At 69.8% G+C, this 20,498-nt stretch carries 18 protein-coding genes; 5 read left to right on the forward strand and 13 right to left on the reverse strand.

Annotated elements, in window-relative coordinates; all coding sequences use genetic code 11:
- Window positions 1-8: 8 nt before the first annotated feature.
- The 13 genes from ACIBG8_RS17105 to pyrR form a co-directional block, all read right to left on the reverse strand.
- A complete protein-coding gene (locus ACIBG8_RS17105) occupies window positions 9-1,931 on the reverse strand; it encodes a TPM domain-containing protein (protein ID WP_397343681.1) in 1,923 nt (640 codons plus the stop codon).
- Window positions 1,932-2,035: 104 nt separating this feature from the next.
- The gene (gene coaBC / locus ACIBG8_RS17110; protein ID WP_397343682.1) at window positions 2,036-3,229 is read right to left on the reverse strand and encodes a bifunctional phosphopantothenoylcysteine decarboxylase/phosphopantothenate--cysteine ligase CoaBC; all 1,194 of its coding nucleotides are present in this window, start codon (window positions 3,227-3,229) and stop codon (window positions 2,036-2,038) included.
- Window positions 3,230-3,236: 7 nt separating this feature from the next.
- Window positions 3,237-3,506 (reverse strand): DNA-directed RNA polymerase subunit omega, encoded by a 270-nt coding sequence (gene rpoZ, locus ACIBG8_RS17115; RefSeq protein ID WP_397343683.1) that lies wholly within the window; start codon window positions 3,504-3,506, stop codon window positions 3,237-3,239.
- A 1-nt stretch (window position 3,507) separates the two neighbouring features.
- Window positions 3,508-4,128: a guanylate kinase gene (gene gmk / locus ACIBG8_RS17120; RefSeq protein ID WP_397343684.1), complete on the reverse strand. Its 621-nt coding sequence runs from the start codon at window positions 4,126-4,128 to the stop codon at window positions 3,508-3,510.
- Window positions 4,129-4,187: 59 nt separating this feature from the next.
- Window positions 4,188-4,511, reverse strand: a complete 324-nt coding sequence (gene mihF / locus ACIBG8_RS17125) for an integration host factor, actinobacterial type (protein WP_397343685.1) — start codon at window positions 4,509-4,511, stop codon at window positions 4,188-4,190.
- Between the two features lie 857 nt (window positions 4,512-5,368).
- Complete coding sequence (gene pyrF / locus ACIBG8_RS17130; protein WP_397343686.1) at window positions 5,369-6,064, reverse strand: orotidine-5'-phosphate decarboxylase; 696 nt, start codon at window positions 6,062-6,064, stop codon at window positions 5,369-5,371.
- Between the two features lie 19 nt (window positions 6,065-6,083).
- Window positions 6,084-7,049, reverse strand: a complete 966-nt coding sequence (locus ACIBG8_RS17135; protein ID WP_397343687.1) for a dihydroorotate dehydrogenase — start codon at window positions 7,047-7,049, stop codon at window positions 6,084-6,086.
- A gap of 53 nt (window positions 7,050-7,102) precedes the next feature.
- On the reverse strand, window positions 7,103-7,975 hold the full coding sequence (locus tag ACIBG8_RS17140) for a dihydroorotate dehydrogenase electron transfer subunit (protein ID WP_397343688.1): 873 nt from the start codon (window positions 7,973-7,975) through the stop codon (window positions 7,103-7,105).
- Between the two features lie 15 nt (window positions 7,976-7,990).
- Window positions 7,991-11,278, reverse strand: a complete 3,288-nt coding sequence (gene carB / locus ACIBG8_RS17145) for a carbamoyl-phosphate synthase large subunit (RefSeq protein ID WP_397343689.1) — start codon at window positions 11,276-11,278, stop codon at window positions 7,991-7,993.
- Entirely contained in the window at window positions 11,265-12,365 is a 1,101-nt protein-coding gene (gene carA / locus ACIBG8_RS17150; RefSeq protein WP_397343690.1) for a glutamine-hydrolyzing carbamoyl-phosphate synthase small subunit, read from the reverse strand. The genes carB and carA overlap by 14 nt, the downstream gene beginning before the upstream one ends.
- On the reverse strand, window positions 12,362-13,642 hold the full coding sequence (locus ACIBG8_RS17155) for a dihydroorotase (protein WP_397343691.1): 1,281 nt from the start codon (window positions 13,640-13,642) through the stop codon (window positions 12,362-12,364). Before ACIBG8_RS17155 ends, carA begins: the two co-directional genes overlap by 4 nt.
- Entirely contained in the window at window positions 13,639-14,556 is a 918-nt protein-coding gene (locus ACIBG8_RS17160; protein ID WP_397343692.1) for an aspartate carbamoyltransferase catalytic subunit, read from the reverse strand. Before ACIBG8_RS17160 ends, ACIBG8_RS17155 begins: the two co-directional genes overlap by 4 nt.
- The gene (gene pyrR, locus ACIBG8_RS17165; protein WP_397343693.1) at window positions 14,553-15,086 is read right to left on the reverse strand and encodes a bifunctional pyr operon transcriptional regulator/uracil phosphoribosyltransferase PyrR; all 534 of its coding nucleotides are present in this window, start codon (window positions 15,084-15,086) and stop codon (window positions 14,553-14,555) included. Before pyrR ends, ACIBG8_RS17160 begins: the two co-directional genes overlap by 4 nt.
- A gap of 138 nt (window positions 15,087-15,224) precedes the next feature.
- On the opposite strand from pyrR, the gene ACIBG8_RS17170 reads away from it, so the two are divergent.
- The 5 genes from ACIBG8_RS17170 (at window position 15,225) to argF (ending at window position 20,420) form a co-directional block, all read left to right on the forward strand.
- Window positions 15,225-16,133, forward strand: coding sequence for a F0F1 ATP synthase subunit gamma (locus ACIBG8_RS17170; protein ID WP_397343694.1), 909 nt, complete (start codon window positions 15,225-15,227; stop codon window positions 16,131-16,133).
- Window positions 16,134-16,489: 356 nt separating this feature from the next.
- Complete coding sequence (locus ACIBG8_RS17175) at window positions 16,490-16,711, forward strand: DUF3040 domain-containing protein (RefSeq protein ID WP_397343695.1); 222 nt, start codon at window positions 16,490-16,492, stop codon at window positions 16,709-16,711.
- 57 nt (window positions 16,712-16,768) lie between these two features.
- Entirely contained in the window at window positions 16,769-18,184 is a 1,416-nt protein-coding gene (locus ACIBG8_RS17180; protein WP_397343696.1) for an amino acid permease, read from the forward strand.
- Complete coding sequence (locus tag ACIBG8_RS17185) at window positions 18,181-19,413, forward strand: arginine deiminase (RefSeq protein WP_397343697.1); 1,233 nt, start codon at window positions 18,181-18,183, stop codon at window positions 19,411-19,413. Before ACIBG8_RS17180 ends, ACIBG8_RS17185 begins: the two co-directional genes overlap by 4 nt.
- A gap of 2 nt (window positions 19,414-19,415) precedes the next feature.
- Complete coding sequence (gene argF / locus ACIBG8_RS17190) at window positions 19,416-20,420, forward strand: ornithine carbamoyltransferase (RefSeq protein ID WP_397343698.1); 1,005 nt, start codon at window positions 19,416-19,418, stop codon at window positions 20,418-20,420.
- Window positions 20,421-20,498 lie beyond the last annotated feature (78 nt).

The following is a 20,498-nucleotide window of genomic DNA, read 5'->3' on the forward strand; positions in this document are numbered from 1 at the left end:
TGCTCCCCCTAGAACGACCCTCCGGTCCCCCGGCGCCCGCGGGTGCGTGCGCCACCGAAGCTTCCTGGAGCGGGGTCGGCTCGACGCGTGCGCTGCCTGGACGGCTGCCGCGATCCGCTCATCATGCTCTCGATGAGGATGCCGCCGAGGACCGCGCCCATGGCCGCGCCTCCGCCTGACCCGCCGGTCCCGCGCCTCGCGCCGAACGCCGACACCTCGCCGCGTGCCTGGCTGCCCGCCTCCTGGGCGAGCTGGTCGGCGCGCTGGGCGGCGGCGAGCGCCCCCACCGGGTCGGTCGTCGCCTGCTTGGTGGCCTGGGTGAGCAGCCGCTCCGCCTCGGCCAGCCTGGTTCGCGCCGTGCTGCCGACCGCGCCCCTGTTGGTGGTGATGAAGTCCTTAGTGGCGGAGATCTCGCTGCGCGCGGCGAGCTGCGCCTGGCTGAGCATCGAGGCCGCCTGCTCCTCGCGCGCCTTCTTGTCGCGCACGCCGGACAGGCCCTGGTCGAGGGTGTTCTGCGCCTCCTCGACCCGGCGCAGCAGCGCGATCGGGTCGACGGGGCCGGACACGACGTCGGTGGCGACCTGGGTGGCCGCGCTCTCGGCGAAGGCGATCTGGGCGGACAGGTCGGCGGTGAACCGGTCGTCGGCCGCGACCGCCTTGGCCGCGGCGAGGTTGGCGGCGACCGCCTCCAGCGCGGGCTTCAGCCCCGCTGCGGCCCTGTCGAGGTCGTCGGCGCGCCGAGTGACCGCTTCCAGGAGCTGCTTGGCCTGGTCGACGGCCGACTGCGCGGCCAGCACGGGCACGACGGCCTTGCCGTTGTCGCCTGACTGGATGGCCGCGCGCGCCTCGCCGAGGCTCTGCGCGGCGAACTCCAGCCTGCTGGCCGCCTCGTCCGGGTTGCCCTCGACCGGGGTGATCGCGGTGGGGGCGTAACGCTGGGCGGTCTCGGCCAGGGCCTGCCGTACCTGGTCCACCTTGGGGGCGAGCTCGGCCTGGGCGCGCTCGACCTCGGCCAGGACCTGCGGCGCCTGGCCCTCCAGGTCGCGCAGCCGGTCGAACCCCTCGGACTCGGCGTCGAGCCTGGCGTTGGCCGCGGCGCAGCGCTGGACGATCTCCTCCAGCCACGCCTTCCTGGTGGCGTCGTCCTCGGGGATCTCGTCGTCGAGCTGCTGGCGCAGGTGGAAGGCGGCGTTGAGCTCGCCCTTGGCGTACTCCAGCGCCTCGGAGAAGCGCTGGGTGGCGTCGTCGCCGAACTGGGCGGCGGCGAACCCGATCTCCTGCTCCGAGGTCTTGACGGCGTCGTCGGTGTGCACGAGCGCCTGCCCTGCCCTGGTCTCCAGGTCCTTGAAGGTCGCCGCGGTCCGGGTGGACTTGCGGCGCCGGTAGTACAGGTAGCCGCCGACGCCGCCGGCCACCAGGACGCCGCCGACGATGAGCGGCGCGGCGCCGGATCCCTTCTCGCCGGTCTGGCCGCCCGTCTGGCCGCCTGCCGAGGTCGCGGCCATCTGCCTGCCGTACCCGTCGGCCGCCCCGATCGCCGCGGCCGCCCAGTCGCCCTGGCGCAGGGCAGGGACGATCGCGTTCTGGGCGACCTGCTTGAGCTGGGCGTCGGTGAGGGGCGCGTTGGTGTCTGCGGAGACGGCGTAGCGGCGCTCCGCCGTCGCGACGGCCATCAGGAGGTCGTCGCGGCCCAGGCCGCTCTGCTCGGCCGTGTCGTCGGCCCAGGTGGTGGCGTTCATGCCGCTGAAGTTCTTGACGTAGACGACGTAGAGGCGCAGGCCGGTGTCGTCGTAGAGCTTGCCGATCGAGCTCTCCACGGCGGCGGTCCTGTCGCCCAGCACGCCTTGGCGGTCGGTGACCGTTTCGGTGACCTTCCCCGGTTTCTCGGCGAAGGCGGCGGGCGCGGACAGGCACAGCAAAGCACCGACCATGCCGAAAATTCCCACGATGTGCCGCAAGCCCGACCGCCCCCGTCAGTCAAAAAGGCTGAAAACCCCCACGGCGACTCATCCCCGTTTGGCGGCAGGCGTACACATCAGTGCAGGTGAGCGGCTACCTGGTCCCATATGGCGTCGGCGACGTCCTCCTTGGGACCGCGCGGCACGTCGACAGGATCGCCGCCCCTGACGAGGATCGTGGCGGCGTTGTCCGGGGTGCCGAACGCCAGGTGCTCGCCGACCTGGTTGACGACGAGGAGGTCGCAGCCCTTGCGTTCGAGCTTGGCGCGGCCGTTGGCGAGCACGTCGTCGGTCTCGGCCGCGAACCCGGCGATCACGAGCGGGTACGGCCCGGCCTCGCGGCGGCGCTCGCCGAGCTCCGCCAGGATGTCCGGATTTTTCACCAGATGGAGAGGCTCGGGCTCGTCCGAGGTCTTCTTGATCTTGGAGTCGTAGCGGGTCGCGGGCCGGAAGTCGGCCACGGCCGCGGCCATGACGACCGCGTCGGCCTGCGCGCTCTCCTTGAGTACGGCTTCGCGCATCTCCAGCGCCGACTCCACCCGGATCACCCGGGCTCCCGCCGGATCGGGCAGCGACACGTTGGCCGCGACCAGCGTGACCTCGGCCCCGCGCGCGACAGCCGTACGGGCAAGGGCGTAACCCTGCAGCCCCGACGAGCGGTTGCCCAGGAACCTGACGGGGTCGAGCGCCTCGCGGGTGCCCCCAGCGGAGATCACCACCGAGCGCCCTGCCAGGTCGCGCGGCCGTCCTGCGGCCACTCTCAGGCAGACCTCGAAGATCTCCGACGGGTCGGGAAGGCGGCCTGGACCGGTGTCGGCGCCGGTGAGCCTGCCGACGGCTGGGTCGATCACGATCGCGCCGTGCTCGCGCAGCGTGGCGACGTTGGCCCTGGTCGCCGGGTGCTCCCACATCTCGGTGTGCATGGCGGGGGCGAACACCACCGGGCACCGCGCGGTGAGCAGCGTGTTGGTGAGCAGGTCGCCCGCCAGGCCGTGCGCGGCCTTGGCCAGCACGTCCGCCGTGGCGGGCGCGACGATCACGAGGTCGGCGCCCTTGCCGATGCGGACGTGCGGCACCTCGTGCACGCTCTGCCACACGTCGGTGGTCACCGGATTGCCCGACAGGGCCGCCCAGGTGGCCTCACCGACGAAGTGCAGCGACTCGCGGGTCGGCACGACGCGCACGTCGTGCCCGGACTCGGTGAACAGGCGCAGGAGCTCGCAGGCCTTGTAGGCGGCGATGCCCGCGCTGACGCCGAGAACGACCTTCATCGAAGGGTTAGACCGCGCCCTCGATGGGCTCGGCGTTGAGCAGGCCCTCGGCCACCTCGCGCAGCGCGATGGACAGCGGCTTCTCCTGGGCGTGCGTCTCGACCAGGGGGCCGACGTACTCCAACAGGCCCTCGCCGAGCTGGGAGTAGTAGGCGTTGATCTGGCGGGCGCGCTTGGCACCCATGATCACCAGGGAGTACTTGCTGTCGACGATGTCGAGCAGCGAATCGATCGAGGGGTTGGTGATGCCCTCGGTCGGCTGAGCAATGCCTGGCACGTCAGACCTCTCGGTTGCTGGATGTCTCTCCGACCTCTTGGAGGTCAGTCATCAAGGCTATCAGCCGATGGCACACATCCTGGACGTTCGTGTTCACCAGCGTGGTGTCGAACTCACCCTCGGCCGCGCATTCCACGCGCCCCGCGTCGAGGCGGCGGGCGATGACGTCCTCAGGCTCGGTGCCGCGGCCTCTGAGCCGCTTCTCCAGCTCTTCCCAGGACGGCGGGGCCAGGAAGACCAGCAGCGCCTCCGGCATGCTCTCACGCACCTGGCGGGCGCCCTGCAGGTCGATCTCCAGCAGAGTCGGTACGCCGTGGGCGAGCTTGTCCAGCACGGCGGCCCTGGGGGTGCCGTAGCGGTTGCCCGCGAACTCCGCCCACTCCAGCAGCTCCCCCGACGCGATGAGCCGGTCGAACTCCGCGTCGTCGGCGAAGAAGTACTCGACCCCGTGCTTCTCGCCGGGGCGGGGCTTCCTGGTGGTCACCGAGACCGACAGCCACACCTCAGGGTGTGCCCGCCGGATCTCGGCGACGACCGTGGACTTTCCGACGCCCGACGGCCCGGAGAGGACCGTCAGCCGTCTGCCGGGAGGAGGGAAGTCACCTTTGGCTCCGAATGTCATGGAACTGTCGGTCACTTCACTACCCCCGTTGAACCAGCGTTTTTTCTGTGGAACCGAGATTAGCTCTCGGAGCCACCGAACTCGCGCTCGAGGGCAGCCCTCTGGTTCGCACCGAGCCCGCGCACGCGGCGGGACTCGGCGATAGCAAGCCGCTCCATGAGCTGCTTGGCGCGGACCTTGCCCACGCCGGGAAGCGACTCGAGGAGCGCCGACACCTTCATCTTGCCGATGACGTCGTCGGTCTGCCCATCCTTAAGCACCTCAGCCAGAGAAACCGCGCCGTGCTTGAGCCGGTTCTTGACCTCGGCACGCTCTTTACGGGCCTTTGCAGCCTTCTCTAGGGCTGCGGCGCGCTGCTCAGGGGTCAGGGGAGGAAGAGCCACGCCGGGTCACCTCGAATTTCCTGTCGATGTACTCGGACGGGAAGGGAAACTAGCTGGTCAACGGCTCCTAGGCAACGTCAAGAGCCGTTTCTCTCATCACAAAATCCACTTCATCACTCTGTGTGGCTGGAAAACTACGGTGGGCTGATCAAAAAGCCCTCACTTCCCACTTCTCGCGAGTCGTCACCGAGGTCGGCGCGAATGCGACCATGATCACATTCCCTTCTCGATCTTGATGACCCAAACCCCAAATCTCACCCGACCGGAACCCCCCGGATGCGCCTGCCGGAGAGGCGATCCCGGCGCCGGAAAAGCCCGCGGATGTCCGCGCGGGGAGGGCCTCAGGAGAGGGCCGTGGGACCGGGAAGCCCGGCGCAGAAGGGCCCGCCGACGAGAGCGCGGCGGAGAGGGGCGTCAGGGCGAGGCGACCGCGGTCGCCTCACGGGACCGCCAACCGTCGGCGTACGCCCCTCCCGGCGGCCCCTCAGGACCCCCAAAAGGGCCCCGGCGACCGCACGGTGGAAGGACCACACGACCCGAGAACCCAGAAGGTCCTTCCGCCGTCCCTTCCCGCGGCCCTTCCGCGCAGAAGCAGACGCGGGCCGGAGAGGCGGCGCGGTGGGAGGCCGCGCGGCGAGAGGGGGCACCCGGGGAGAGAGCGCCCTGGGAGAGGGGGCGGCGTGTGAGGGGGGTGCCCTGCCTGAGGGCGCCTTGGAGGGGGGTTGGCGCGTGAGGAGGCGCCCTGAGAGAGGCGCCTTGGGAGGGGTGCGCCTTGTGAGGGGGTTGGCGTGTGAGGGGGGCGCCCTGGGAGAGGGGGCGCCCCGGGAGAGGGGGTTGGCGTTGGAGGGGGTTGGCCGTTAGGTGGGGATGCGGCGGAGGGCGGAGGCGATGGCGGCGGCGGCTGCGCCCGGGTCCGGGGAGCCCGTGATCGGGCGGCCGATCACCAGCAGGTCCGCCCCGTCAGCCAACGCCTGCTCCGGCGTAGCCACCCGCGCCTGGTCCTGCGTGTCCGCCCCCGCCGGCCGTACCCCCGGTGTGATCAGGCTGATGTCCGGCCCCACCTCCGACCGCACCAGCGCCACCTCGTGCGGCGAGCACACCAGCGCCGTAGCCCCCGCCGACACCGACATCAGCGCCAACCGCCGCACAGCATCAGAAGCAGGCCCAGACAGCCCGATCCGCCCCAGATCCGCCTCGGACAGCGACGTGAGCACGGTCACCGCCGCGATCTGGGCCTGCGGAGCGGCCTGTACGGCCGCCTGGATCATCGCGGGCCCCCCGGCCGCGTGCACGGTCAGGATCGCCGGCCGCAGCCTCGCTACGGCCCTTGTGGCCCCCGCGACGGTGTTCGGGATGTCGTGCAGCTTCAGGTCGAGGAACACCTTGACCCCGCTGGCCCCGCGCACCGAGGCGATCACGTCGGGTCCGTAGCGCAGGTACAGCTCCAGCCCGACCTTGACGGTGCTCACGTGCGGGGTGACGAGCGAGGCCCAGCGGGCCGCCGTCTCCAGATCGGGCGCGTCGAGGGCGACGGCGATGGGTGCGGGCCTCAAGATGCGTACTCCAAACAGGTCACAGGGAACTTTCCTCGAGATGCCGCGGGGCGCTGCCCGGCGGCCGGTGTGCCAGCCCGATCGCGTCGGCCAGTCGGTGGAAGCCGCGCGCCTGCAGCAGCTCCTCCAGCTCCCGCTCGATGCGCAGGCAGGCGTAGGGGTCGTGGAACAGCGCGGTGCCCACCCCCACGGCGCACGCCCCCGCCAGGATCAGCTGGAAGGCGTCGCGCCCGCTCATCACCCCGCCGACGCCCACGATGGGCACGCCGGGCAGCGCCGCGTGCACCTGCCAGACGCACCGCACCGCGACCGGCAGCACGGCGGGCCCCGACAGCCCGCCGGTCACGGCGGCGAGCGACGGGCGCAGGGTGGCGGTGTCGATCGCCATCCCCAGCGGATTGTTGATCATCGAGAGCACGTCGGCGCCCGCGTCGACGCAGGCGCGGGCCACCGCGACGATGTCGCCCACGTCGGGCGAGAGCTTGGCGATCACCGGCACGTCGTAACGCATGACCGACCGGACGGACGCGACCACCTCGGCCGAGGAACCGGGGTCGCGGGCGAAGACGCGGCCGCGGTCCTCGATGTTGGGGCAGTTGAGGTTGACCTCGACGGCGCCCACCCCTGGCGCGTCGGTGAGCCTGCGCGCCAGCGCCGAGTATTCGGCCACGGTGCCGCCGCCGACCGACACGACGGTCCTGATGCCGCGCTGGGCCAGCCAGGGCAGTTCGCGCTCCAGAAAGGCGTCGATGCCCGGCCCCTGCAGCCCGACGGCGTTGAGCATGCCCGAGGGCGTCTCCGCCATGCGCGGGGTGGGCCGTCCGGCGCGCGGCGCCATGGTGATCGACTGGGTGACGAGGGCGCCGAGCCGGTGCAGGTCGAAGAACTGCGACAGCTCGCGCCCCGACCCTGCGCACCCGGCCGCCGTCATGACGGGGTTGCCGAGCTCCACGTGCGCCAGGAAGGTCCGCATGTCAACCGCCATAGTCACTCCTGTAGAGGTGCAGGAGGCACAGCGCCACGTGCTGAATCGGCAAATCAACTGACATGTCGCGCACCACCGCCCGGCGCGCCGAGAGCGTCGAACGGGATCGTTCCCACATCCTCGAACCGCACCCGTTCCCCCCTGAAGACCGGCCCGTCCGTGCAGGCGCGCAGCATCCTGGTGACGCCGTCGTCGCCGATCACCGGCAGCACGCAGGTCATGCAGACCCCGATGCCGCAGGCCATCGACTCCTCGACGGCCACCTGGACGGGGATGTCGAACTCCATCGCCACCGCGGTGACCGAGCGCAGCGCGTCCATGGGCCCGCAGGCGTAGACGACGTCGGCGTGCGTGTCGGTGATCACCGACGGCAGCGCGTCGCCCACGGTCCCGCGCACGCCGAGCGACCCGTCGAGCGTGGTCAGCGTGGTGGTCTGGCCGGTACGGCGGGCCCGCATCGCTCCGAACACCCGGTCGGCCGAAGCCGCGCCGAGCACGAAGTCGACGCGGCAGCCCCGCTCCATGAGCGCGTCGGCGACGGGGAAGAGCACGGCTGAGCCGTACTCCGCCCCCACCAGCACGCAGGTGGCCGGGTCGCGCGGGAGCGGGAACGGGCGCCCGAGCGGTCCGACCAGGTCGAGCGTGTCGCGCGCGCGCCGCTCAGCCAGCCAGGCCGTCCCTGGGCCGCTCACCGTGAAGACGATCTCCACGGTGCCGCCGTAGTCGGGCTTGACGTCGTGGATGGAGAAGGCGCGCCGCGTCACCATCGACGTGCTCGCGCCGCCCACGGCCACCGAGACGAAGTGGCCGGGGCGGTGGCGTTCGGCGATGCCTGGCGCCACCACCGTCAGCGCATGGTAGGCGTCGACCCGGCGCGTCGTCAGCACCGTGCCTGTCACCTGCACCGGAGTCCCGGCCGTCGTCATCACCTCCCGTGGGAGCTACCCCCGCAGCGCCCGTGCGTGCTCCTGGAGGGACCGTACGCCGACATCGCCACGGACGATCGCCTGGATGCCCGCGGCTGCGGCGGCGAGTCCCTGGACCGTCGTGATGCACGGGATCCCGCGCAGCACGGCGGCGGTGCGGATGTCGTAGCCGTCCAGGCGCGGCCCGGACTGCCCCGGGCTGCCGAACGGCGTGTTCACGATCAGATCCACCTCTCCGTCCAGGATGCACTGGACGATGGTGGGCTCCCCGGAGGGTCCCGTCCCGTCGCTCTGCTTGCGCACGATCTTGGCATGGACTCCGTTACGGCGCAGCACCTCGGCGGTGCCCTCCGTAGCCAGAATCTCGAACCCGAGATCGGCCAGCGCCCTGACCGGGAAGATCATGGCGCGCTTGTCGCGGTTGGCGACCGAGACGAAGGCGCGGCCCTTGGTGGGCAGCTCGCCGTACGCCGCCGCCTGCGACTTGGCGTAGGCGATGCCGAAGAACTCGTCGATGCCCATGACCTCACCGGTCGAGCGCATCTCAGGGCCGAGGACGGTGTCGACGCCGCGGAAGCGGTTGAACGGCAGCACCGCCTCCTTGACCGCGATCGAGGCGTCCAGCGGCAGCGTGCCGCCGTCGCCCGTCGCGGGCAGCATGCCCTCGGCGCGCAGCTCCGCGACGGTGGCGCCCATCATGACGCGGGCGCAGGCCTTCGCGAGCGGCACAGCGGTGGCCTTGGACACGAACGGCACCGTACGGCTGGCACGCGGGTTCGCCTCGAGCACGTAGAGCACGCCTGCGGACATGGCGTACTGCACGTTGAGCAGCCCGCGCACCCCCACTCCCCTGGCGATGGCCTCGGTGGCCGCGCGGATGCGCTTGATGTCGGCCCCGCCCAGGGTGATCGGCGGCAGCGCGCACGCCGAGTCGCCCGAGTGGATCCCGGCCTCCTCGATGTGCTCCATGACGCCGCCGAGGTAGAGCTCCTCGCCGTCGAAGAGCGCGTCGACGTCGATCTCGATGGCCTCGTCGAGGAACTTGTCGACCAGCACGGGATGCCCGCCCTCCTGGGCGGCCATGTAGGTGCTGAGCGTCTCGTCGTCGTAGACGATGGCCATCCCGGCCCCGCCCAGCACGTACGAGGGGCGGACCAGGACCGGGTAGCCGATCTCCTCGGCGATGGCGAGCGCCTCGGCGACGGTCAGCGCGGTGCCGTGCTTGGGCGCGGGCAGCCCGGCCTCGGCCAGCACGCGGCCGAACGCGCCGCGCTCCTCCGCCAGGTGGATCGACTCGGGCGAGGTGCCGACGACCGGCACCCCGGCGTCCTTGAGCGCCTGCGCGAGACCCAGCGGCGTCTGGCCGCCGAGCTGCACGATGACGCCCGCGACCGGGCCGGTCTGCTGCTCGGCGTGCACGACCTCCAGGACGTCCTCCAGGGTGAGCGGCTCGAAGTAGAGCCGGTCGGAGGTGTCGTAGTCGGTCGAGACCGTCTCGGGGTTGCAGTTGACCATGACGGTCTCGTATCCGGCGCGCGACAGCTCGAAGGAGGCGTGCACGCAGGCGTAGTCGAACTCGATGCCCTGCCCGATCCGGTTCGGCCCGCTGCCCAGGATCAGCACCTTGGGACGGTCACCGTACGGGACCTCGCTCTCCTCGTCGTAGGTCGAGTAGAGGTAGGGCGTCTTGGCGGAGAACTCGGCGGCGCAGGTGTCCACGGTGTTGTAGACCGGGCGCAGGCCCAGGGCGTGGCGCAGGTCGCGCACGCGCGACTCGTCCAGGCCGCGGATCTCGCCGATCTGCGCGTCGGAGAAGCCGTGCCGCTTGGCCCGCTCCAGCACCTCGCGGGTGAGCTCGCCCGCCTCGCCCAGCGCCGTGGCCTCCTCGTGCAGGAGGAAGAGCTGGTCGATGAACCAGGGGTCGACGTTGGTCGCCTCGAACAGCTCCTCGGCGCTCGCCCCCGCCCTGATGGCCTGCTGCATCGTGCGCAGCCGCCCGTCGTGGGGGGTACGGCAGGCGTCCAGCAGCTCCGCCTTGCCGGAGACCTCCCCCGCCCAGGTGAACGAGGAGTTCTTCTTCTCCAGCGACCGCAGCGCCTTCTGCAGCGCCTCGCCGAAGGACCGGCCGATGGCCATCGCCTCGCCCACCGACTTCATGTGGGTGGTGAGCGTCTGGTCGGCGCCGCGGAACTTCTCGAACGCGAAGCGCGGCACCTTGACCACGATGTAGTCGAGCGACGGCTCGAAGGAGGCCGGGGTCTCCTGGGTGATGTCGTTCGGGATCTCGTCCAGCGTGTAGCCGATGGCCAGCTTGGCGGCGATCTTCGCGATCGGGAACCCGGTCGCCTTGGACGCCAGGGCGCTGGAGCGGGACACGCGGGGGTTCATCTCGATGACGACCATGCGCCCGGTGCGCGGGTCGACGGCGAACTGGATGTTGCAGCCGCCGGTGTCCACGCCGACCTCGCGGATGACCGCGATCGCGACGTCACGCATGTTCTGGTACTCGCGGTCGGTCAGCGTCAGCGCGGGCGCGACGGTGACCGAGTCGCCGGTGTGCACGCCCATCGGGTCGATGTTCTCGATGGAGCACACGATGACCACGTTGTCGTGCTTGTCGCGCATGACCTCGAGCTCGTACTCCTTCCACCCGATGATGGACTCCTCGAGGAGCACCTCGGTGGTCGGGCTCGCGTCGAGACCCTGCCCGGCGATGCGGTGCAGGTCGTCCTCGTTGTAGGCGAAGCCGGAGCCGACGCCGCCCATCGTGAAGGAGGGCCTGACCACCAGCGGGTAGCCGAGCTGGTCAGCCGCCTTGAGGCACTCGTCCATGGTGTGGCAGACGACGCTCTGCGCTGATTCCGCGTTCAGGCCGCGCTCGCGGGCGACCTTGGCGACGATCTCCTTGAACAGCTCGCGGTTCTCCCCCGCCTGGATCGCGTCGAAGTCGGCGCCGATGAGCTCGACCTTGTACTTCTCGAGCACGCCCGCCTCGTGCAGCGCGACCGCCGTGTTGAGCGCGGTCTGGCCGCCCAGGGTCGGCAGGAGCGCGTCGGGGCGCTCCTTGGCGATGATCTTCTCGACGAACTCGGGGGTGATCGGCTCGACGTAGGTGGCGTCGGCGAACTCGGGGTCGGTCATGATCGTGGCCGGGTTGGAGTTGACCAGGATCACCCGGAAGCCCTCGGCGCGCAGCACGCGGCAGGCCTGGGTGCCCGAGTAGTCGAACTCGCACGCCTGCCCGATCACGATCGGCCCGGAGCCGATCACCATGATCGACTGGATGTCCTCACGCTTGGGCACGGGTCATAACCTCGCAGAACTCGTCAAAGAGATAAGCGGCGTCGTGGGGGCCTGCCGCGGCCTCCGGGTGGTACTGCACGCTGAAGGCGCGCCCGTCGGTGAGCCTGAGCCCTTCGACGCAGTCGTCGTTGAGGTTGACGTGGGTGACCTCGCCCGGCCCGTACGGAGTGTCGAACGTGGGCGGCGCCTCGACCGCGAAGCCGTGGTTGTGCGCCGAGATCTCGACCTTGCCGGTCCGCACGTCCTTGACCGGCTGGTTGACGCCCCGGTGGCCGTAACGCAGCTTGTAGGTGGTCAGGCCGAGCGCGCGGCCGAAGAGCTGGTTGCCGAAGCAGATGCCGAAGAACGGCACCCTGGCCTCCAGCACCTTCTGCAGCGCGGTGACGTCGGCGGTCGCCGGGTCGCCGGGGCCGTTGGAGAAGAAGACGCCGTCGGGCCTGACGGCCATGATGTCGTCGAACGTGGCCGTGGCGGGCAGCACGTGCACCTCGCAGCCGCGCTCGGCCATGCGGTGCGGCGTCATGCCCTTGATGCCCAGGTCCACGGCGACGACGGTGAACTTCTTCCCGCCGATCGCCTCCACGACGTAGGGCTCGGTGGTGGCCACCTCGGCCGCCAGGTCGGCGCCCTCCATGACCGGCGCGAGCCGTACCCGCTCGACCAGGGCCTCGACGGGCTCGGCCGGAGAGGTGAAGATCCCGGCGCGCATGGCGCCGCGCTCGCGCAGGTGGCGGGTCAGCGCGCGGGTGCCCTGGATGGCGATGCCGACGACGCCCTGCTCCTTGAGGTAGGAGTCGAGCGAGCGGTTGGCGCGCCAGTTGGAGACGACGCGGGACGGCTCGCGCACGACGTAGCCCGCGACCCAGACCTTCGAGGACTCGGGGTCCTCGTCGTTGACGCCGGTGTTGCCGATGTGCGGCGCGGTCATCGCGACGATCTGGCGGTGGTAGGAGGGGTCGGTGAGGGTCTCCTGGTAGCCGGTCATGCCGGTGTTGAAGACCATCTCACCGAAGGTCTCGCCTTCGGCGCCGTAGGGGGTTCCGTGGAAGACGCGACCGTCCTCCAGCACAAGCACCGCTGAATTCACGCAAGCTTCCCTTCGAGAACAGTCGGCTTGCCGCGCAGGAACGTGGCGACTACGCGGCCGGGCAGCGTCATGCCCTCGTAGGGCGTGTTGCGGCTCTTCGACGCGAACGCGGAGGGATCCACCTCGGTGCGCACGGACGGGTCGTACAGGGTGATGTTGGCGGGGGCGCCGACCTCGATCGCCTGGCCGTGCCCGGTCAGGCGGCCGATGCGGGCCGGGGTGATCGACATGCGCTCGGCCACGCCGGCCCAGTCGAGCAGGCCGGTGTCGACCATGGCCTCCTGGACCACGCTCAGCGCGGTCTCCAGGCCGACCATGCCCATGGCGGCCGCCGCCCACTCGGTCTCCTTGTCCTCGACCGGGTGCGGGGCGTGGTCGGTGGCGACGACGTCGATCGTGCCGTCGGCGAGGGCTCCTCTGAGCGCCTCGACGTCCGCGGCGGTGCGCAGCGGCGGGTTGACCTTGTAGATCGGGTTGTAGGAGCCGTTGGGCGAGGTCTCGACCAGGTCGTCGGTCAGCAGCAGGTGGTGCGGGGTGACCTCGGCGGTGACGTTCCAGCCTTTCGACTTGGCCCAGCGGATGATCTCCACCGAGCCTGCCGTCGAGACGTGGCAGACGTGCAGGCGGGAGCCGACGTGCGCGGCCAGCAGGCAGTCGCGGGCGATGATCGCCTCTTCCGCGACGGCGGGCCAGCCGGCCAGGCCGAGCCTGCCGGAGATGACGCCCTCGTTCATCTGGGCGCCGCCGGTCAGGCGGGGCTCCTGGGCGTGCTGGGCGACGACGCCGTCGAACGCCTTGACGTACTCCAGGGCGCGGCGCATGAGCACCGCGTCGTCCACGCAGCGGCCGTCGTCGGAGAAGACGCGCACCTGGGCGGCCGAGTCGGCCATGGCGCCCAGCTCGGCGAGCTGCTTGCCCTCCAGGCCGACGGTGACCGCGCCGACCGGCTGCACGTCGCAGTGGCCGAACTCGCGGCCCAGGCGCCAGACCTGCTCGACGACGCCGGCGGTGTCGGCGACGGGCATGGTGTTGGCCATGGCGTGCACGGCGGTGTAGCCGCCGCGGGCCGCGGACTGGGTGCCGGTCTGGACGGTCTCGGCGTCCTCGCGGCCCGGCTCGCGCAGGTGGGTGTGGAGGTCGACGAGGCCGGGCAGCGCGATGAGCCCCTGACCGTCGATGCCCTCTCCGCCGAGCTGACCGATCTCGGTGATGACGCCGTCTTCGATGCGGATGTCCTGCGGCTCGCCACCGAGGATCCGTACGTTCTTGATGATCATGCGGTTTCTCCCCCGAGGAGCAGGTACAGGACGGCCATGCGGATGGTCACGCCGTTGGTGACCTGCTCGACGATCGTCGAGCGCGGGGAGTCTGCCACCTCGGCGGCGATCTCCATGCCCCTGTTCATCGGGCCCGGGTGCATGACGATGGCCTCGTCGGGCATGCGGGAGAACCGCTCCCTGTCGAGGCCGTAGCGGCGCGAGTACTCGCGCTCGCTCGGGAAGTACGCGGCGTTCATCCGCTCCTTCTGCACACGCAACATCATGACGACGTCGGACTTGGGGAGCATCGAGTCCAGGTCGTACGAGACCGAGCACGGCCAGGTGTCGACCGAGACCGGTAGCAGCGTCGGCGGCGCGACCAGCGTCACGTCGGCGCCGAGCGTGGCCAGGAGCAGCACGTTGGAGCGGGCGACGCGGCTGTGCAGCACGTCGCCGACGATGGTGACCTTGCGCCCCTCGAGGTTGCCCAGGCGGCGGCGCATGGAGAAGGCGTCGAGCAGCGCCTGCGTGGGGTGCTCGTGCGTGCCGTCGCCCGCGTTGACGACGCTGCCCTTGACCCAGTTGGCCAGCCGGTACGGAGCACCGGAGGCGCCGTGCCGCATGACGACCGCGTCGGCGCCCATGGCCTCCAGGGTCAGCGCGGTGTCCTTGAGCGACTCGCCCTTGGAGACCGACGAGCCCTTGGCAGAGAAGTTGATGACGTCGGCCGACAGCCGCTTGGCCGCCGCCTCGAAGGAGATGCGGGTGCGGGTGGAGTCCTCGAAGAACAGGTTGACCACCGTGCGGCCGCGCAGCGTCGGCAGCTTCTTGATGGAACGTTCCGAGACCCTCGCCAGCTCCTCCGCCGTGTCGAGGATGAGCAGGGCGTCGTCCTTGGACAGGTCGCCCGCGGAAATGAGATGGCGGTTCACTTGATCAGCTCCACTGCGTCGCGCCCGTCGGTCTCCTCGAGGTAGACCTTCACCTTCTCGCTCTTGGCCGTAGGCAGGTTCTTGCCGACGTAGTCGGCCCTGATCGGCAGCTCGCGATGCCCCCTGTCGACCAGGACGGCGAGCTGTACGGCACGCGGGCGCCCGAGGTCGTTGAGCGCGTCGAGCGCGGCGCGGATGGTGCGGCCGGAGAAGAGCACGTCGTCGACGAGCACGATGACCTTGTCGTCGATGCCGTCGGCGGGAAGCTCGGTGTGGCCCAGGGCGCGGGCCGGCTTGGAGCGGAGGTCGTCGCGGTACATGGTGATGTCGAGCGAGCCGATCGGGACCTTGACGTCCTCGACCTTCTCCAGTCGCTCACCGATGCGCGCGGCCAGCGTGGCGCCGCGGGTGGGGATGCCCAGAAGGACGACGCCTTCCGCTCCCTTGGTGCGCTCGAGGATCTCGTGCGCTATCCGGGTCAGCGCCCGGTGGATGTCGGGGCCTTCGAGAACGGCCCTTGATTCGGACATGGTTAAGGCTCACCACCTTTCCCGCCTCACGGGACGGGTCTTAAAAGGGTGTCGGTCGGGACACACAGTACCAGCACCCACCTGGTAAGACGCGGAGGGGGTACGCTGGCGATCACGTTACGTGTTCGGGGGGACGCAGTGGGTGCGCAGCTTCGTCAGATCCGCCAGCGGATCAAGTCCGTCAAGTCGACCGCGAAGATCACGCGGGCACAGGAGCTGATCGCCTCCTCCCGGGTGGGCAAGGCGCGCGACAGGGCGATGGAGGCGGAGCCGTACGCCAGGGAGATCTCGAAGGCGGTCTCGGCGCTCGTCAGCCACCACATGAAGATGAACCACGCGTTGCTCAACGAGGTGCCTGACGCGTCGCGGGTGGCGATCCTGCTGCTGACCAGCGACCGGGGGTTCTGCGGGGGCTACAACCACAACGTGATCCGCCAGGGGCAGGCGCTGACCGAGCTGATGCGCCAGCAGGGCAAGGAGCCGGTCGTCTACGTGCTGGGGCGCAAGGGCGTCGAGTGGCACCGGTTCAGGGACCGGGAGATGGCGGGCGAGTGGGTCGGGATGTCGGGGCAGCCCGACTACGCGACGGCGGCCGAGATCGGGCAGACGCTGATCGACGCTTTCGACATGCCCACACGGGAGGGCGGGGTGGGTGAGGTGCACGTGGTGTCGACGGAGTTCGTGTCGATGCTGACGCAGCGGACGAGCGTGCGGCGGATCCTGCCGTTGGAGGTGGAGGAGGTCACGGAGACCGGCTCCGTGGCGTCGTCCGCGCTCCCCAAGGCGCCGTACGAGTTCGACCCGTCGCCTGAGGCTGTGCTGGACGAGATGTTGCAGAAGTACGTGCGGTCGCGGATCTGGTACATGATGCTGTCGTCGGCGGCCTCCGAGTGGGCGGCGCGGCGGACGGCGATGATGTCGGCTACGGAGAACGCGCACGAGATCATCGACAAGCTGACCCGGGAGGCCAACGAGGCCCGGCAGGCGGAGATCACCACCGAGATCACCGAAATCGTCGGCGGCGCCGAAGCCCTCAAACACGGCTGACCCATCCCCCACCGCGAGAAGGATGGACGGGTGGGTGAGAGAGCCCGCCCTTCCCACCCGTCCTTCCAGCCCCCGCCACCCTTCCCCCGTCCATCCCGCCCCCACCCGTCCTTCCGGCCCGACGTCCCCGTCGGCCCCTCCCGTGGACCTCCCCCACCGACCTCCACGCCCCGCCGTCGCCCCTCTGACGTCGAGTAAAGGACCTCTAGGTGCCCCTTGGGCGCGCGGGGCCCCGAGAGCGCTGGCGCCTTTCGGGGTTGAGGTCTTGGGGTTGAGGTCTTGGGGTTGGTTGGGTTGCGCGAAACGGACAAAAGGCTATAAAACTTCCTTCAAGCATTCTTGGGGGAGGTATCACCATGGCCCTGTCGGCTCAGGACCGCCGCACGCTCGACGCGATCGCCGCTCATCTCACCGCCGACGATCCGGCACTGGTGCGCAGCCTGTCCGAGCACGGCGGCTCCGCGATGGTCACCGCCGAGCGCATCACCTCCCGCTGGGACGCCTGGCCGGTCGCCGCCATGGCCGTCTGCATGGCCGTCTTCGCCCTGACCCTCATCCTCACGGGCGCCCCGCACTAGTTTGCTCACCCCACGTGACGGGCAAATCACCCTTCGTCATAATCGGGGGGTTGTGTCATGGGGGAGCCTCAGCCACCGCCGCCGGACGGCGGTCTGGTCACAGCTGAAGAAGAGATGGTCGGCCTGCGCGACGGCCCCGGCCGCACCCTGGGCCTGGGCGCCGCGGTCGCGCTGGTCGTCGGCAACATCGTCGGGACGGGCATCTTCGTCATGCCCGCCTCGCTGGCCGCCTACGGAACGGTCAGCCTCGTCGCGATGGTGCTCTGCACGGTCGGCGCCATCGCGATGGCGCTCGTGTTCGGCAAGCTCGGCGCGCGCGTTCCCGCCGGCGGCGGGCCGTACGCCTATGCCCGCGAGGCCTTCGGCGAGTTCATCGGTTTCTGGTCGGCGTGGTCGTTCTGGCTCACCGCCTGGATCGGCAACGCGAGCATCGCCGTCGCGTGGGTCGCCTACGTCAACTACTTCGTGCCCTGGGACAGCACCCTCGGCAAGATCGTCATCGCGCTGGTCGGACTCTGGATCCCGGCGCTGATCAACATGCTCGGTGCCAAGAACATGGCGCTGTTCCAGACGATCACCACGATCCTCAAGTTCGCGCCGCTGCTCTTCGTCGGCGTCGTCGGCCTGTTCTTCATCAGGGGCGGCAACTTCGGCCCGTTCCTCGCCGAGGGCGCGGGGTTCGGCGCCACGATGGCCGCCATCAGCGCGGCCGGCGCGATCACGCTGTTCATCTACTCCGGCGTGGAGAGCGTCACCATCGCGGCGGAGAAGGTCAAGGATCCCAAGCGCAACATCGGCAGGGCCAGCCTCATCGGCGTCCTGGCCTGCGCGGTGCTGTATCTCCTGAGCACCGTCGCGGTCATGGGCACCGTCCCGCACGACCGGCTGGTGAGCTCGACGGCGCCGTTCGCCGACGCGATCAACACGATGTTCGGCGGCACGTGGGGCGGCGGGATCATGGCCGCCTGCGCCATCGTCTCCGGCATCGGCGCGCTGAACGGCTGGACCATGCTGGTCGCCGAGATGCCGCTGGCCGCGGCCAAGGACGGGATGTTCCCGACCCTGTTCGCGAAGGAGTCGCGCCGGGGCGCGCCGGTCAACGGCATCCTCATCGGCACGATCCTGACCTCGCTGATGGCGGTGTTCGCCTACTTCCAGGAGGACGCCTTCACCTCGGTCGTGCTGCTGGCCTCCTTCACCACGGCCATCCCGTACTTCTTCTCGGCGGCAGCCCAGCTGTTCTGGCTGTACACGGGCGAGCGGCAGGTCAACAAGGCCAACCTCGCCAAGGACGTCGTCATCGCCCTGCTGGCGATGCTGTTCGCCTTCTGGATCGTGTACGGCTCGGGCGGCCAGGCGGTGCTGCTGGCCATGCTCTTCATGCTCATCGGGGTGCCCGTCTACATCTGGCTCAAGGCAAAGCGCGGTGAATACGGACCGCGCGAGCTCTCACGGGGGATACAGAACAAATGACCTTTCATGTCGATTCCGAGGTGGGCCGGCTCCACCAGGTGATGCTCCACAAGCCGGAACTCGCCCTCAAGCGGCTCACGCCGTCCAACAAGGACGAGTTCCTCTTCGACGACGTGCTGTGGGTGCAGCGCGCGCTGGAGGAGCACGAGGAGTGGCAGCAGGTCCTGCGCGACCGCGGGATCACCGTCTACATGCTGGCCGACCTGCTGCGCGAGACCCTCGACATTCCCGAGGCGCGCAAGCACATCCTGGACGCGGTGGTGGACGAGCGCTGGGTGGGCCCGCTGGCCACCGACGCCATCCGCAACACGCTCGACTCGCTGCCCTCCTCCGAGCTGCAGCAGTTCCTGACCGGGGGCATCACCAAGGGCGAGCTCATGGAGCGCGGCGCCGACCCCAAGAGCGTGGCCTTCCACGTGCTGGAGCCGACCGACTTCATCCTGCCGCCGCTGCCCAACCACCTCTTCACCCGCGACACCTCGTGCTGGATCTACAACGGGGTGTCGATCAACGCGATGAAGAAGAAGGCCCGCCAGGCCGAGACGGTCAACCTGGAGGCGATCTACCGGTTCCACCCGGTCTTCGCGCCCGAGTTCGGCACCGGCTTCAACGTCTGGATGCCGGGTACGGCTGTCGCCCCCGCCACGATGGAGGGCGGCGACGTCCTGGTCATCGGGCGCGGAGCCGTACTCATCGGCATGAGCGAGCGCACGCAGCCGCAGGCCGTCGAGATGCTGGCGCAGAACCTGTTCAAGGCGGGGGCGGCGAAGAAGATCGTCGCGCTCAACATGCCGAAGGCGCGCGCGTTCATGCACCTGGACACCGTCATGACGAACGTCGACGTGGGCGTGTTCACGAAGTACGCGGGGCTCGGCATGCTGCCCTCGTACACGATAGAGCCGGGCGACAACGACAAAGAGGTCAAGGTCACCGACCACCCGGCCGAGGACATGCACAAGGCCATCGCCCGCGCCCTCGACCTGGACGACATCAAGATCCTCACCGCGACGCAGGACGTCTACGCCGCCGAGCGGGAGCAGTGGGACGACGGGTGCAACGTGCTGGCCATCGAGCCCGGCGTCGTCGTCGCCTACGAGCGCAACACCACGACCAACAACTTCCTGCGCTCGCAGGGCATCGAGGTCATCACGATCAGGGGCAGCGAACTCGGCAGAGGGCGCGGCGGACCGCGGTGCATGAGCTGCCCGCTCGAGAGGGACGGGATCTGACCATGGCTTTCAACCTGCGCAACCGCAGCTTCCTCAAGGAGCTCGACTTCACGCCCGAGGAGTTCGGCTTCCTGCTGCAGCTCTCGGCCGACCTGAAGGCGGCCAAGTACGCCGGGATCGAGCAGCAGCGGCTCAAGGGCAAGAACATCGCGCTGATCTTCGAGAAGACCTCGACGCGCACCCGCTGCGCCTTCGAGGTCGCCGCGCACGACCAGGGCGCGCACGTCACCTACCTCGACCCGACCGGCTCGCAGATGGGCCACAAGGAGTCGGTGAAGGACACCGCGCGCGTGCTGGGCCGCATGTTCGACGGCATCGAGTACCGGGGCAGCAAGCAGGAGTACGTCGAGGAGCTGGCCGCCTACTCGGGCGTCCCGGTCTGGAACGGGCTGACCGACGAGTGGCACCCGACGCAGATGCTCGCCGACATGCTCACCATGCAGGAGCACAGCGACAAGCCGCTGCACGAGATCTCCTTCGCCTACCTGGGCGACGCGCGCAACAACATGGGGCACTCGCTGCTGGTCACCGGCGCGATGTTCGGCATGGACGTGCGGCTGGTCGCGCCGAAGAAGCTGCAGCCCGACGCCAAGATGGTCGTCAAGCCCGCCAAGGACCTGGCCAAGCAGACCGGCGCCACGATCACCATCACCGACGACGTGGCCAAGGGCGTCAAGGGCGTCGACTACGTCTACACCGACGTGTGGGTGTCGATGGGCGAGCCGAAGGAGGTGTGGGACGAGCGGATCAAGCTGCTCATGCCGTACCAGGTCAACGACAAGCTGATCAAGGCGACGGGGAACCCCCAGGTCAAGTTCATGCACTGCCTGCCCGCCTTCCACAACAGGGAGACGAAGGTCGGCGAGGACCTGTACGAGAAGACCGGCTTCGACGCGCTCGAAGTGACCGAGTCGGTCTTCGAGTCACCCCGCTCGATCGTCTTCGACGAGGCCGAGAACAGGCTCCACACCATCAAGGCGATCATGGTCGCCACCCTGGGGTCATGATCATGTCCGTAAGAGTCGCCCTTCGGGCGAACACGATCAAGGCGCGTGTTCACTGCGACGCCACCCTGGGGTCCTGAG

Origin of the sequence: Nonomuraea sp. NPDC050556, assembly GCF_044457355.1 — a bacterium.
GTDB lineage: Bacteria > Actinomycetota > Actinomycetes > Streptosporangiales > Streptosporangiaceae > Nonomuraea.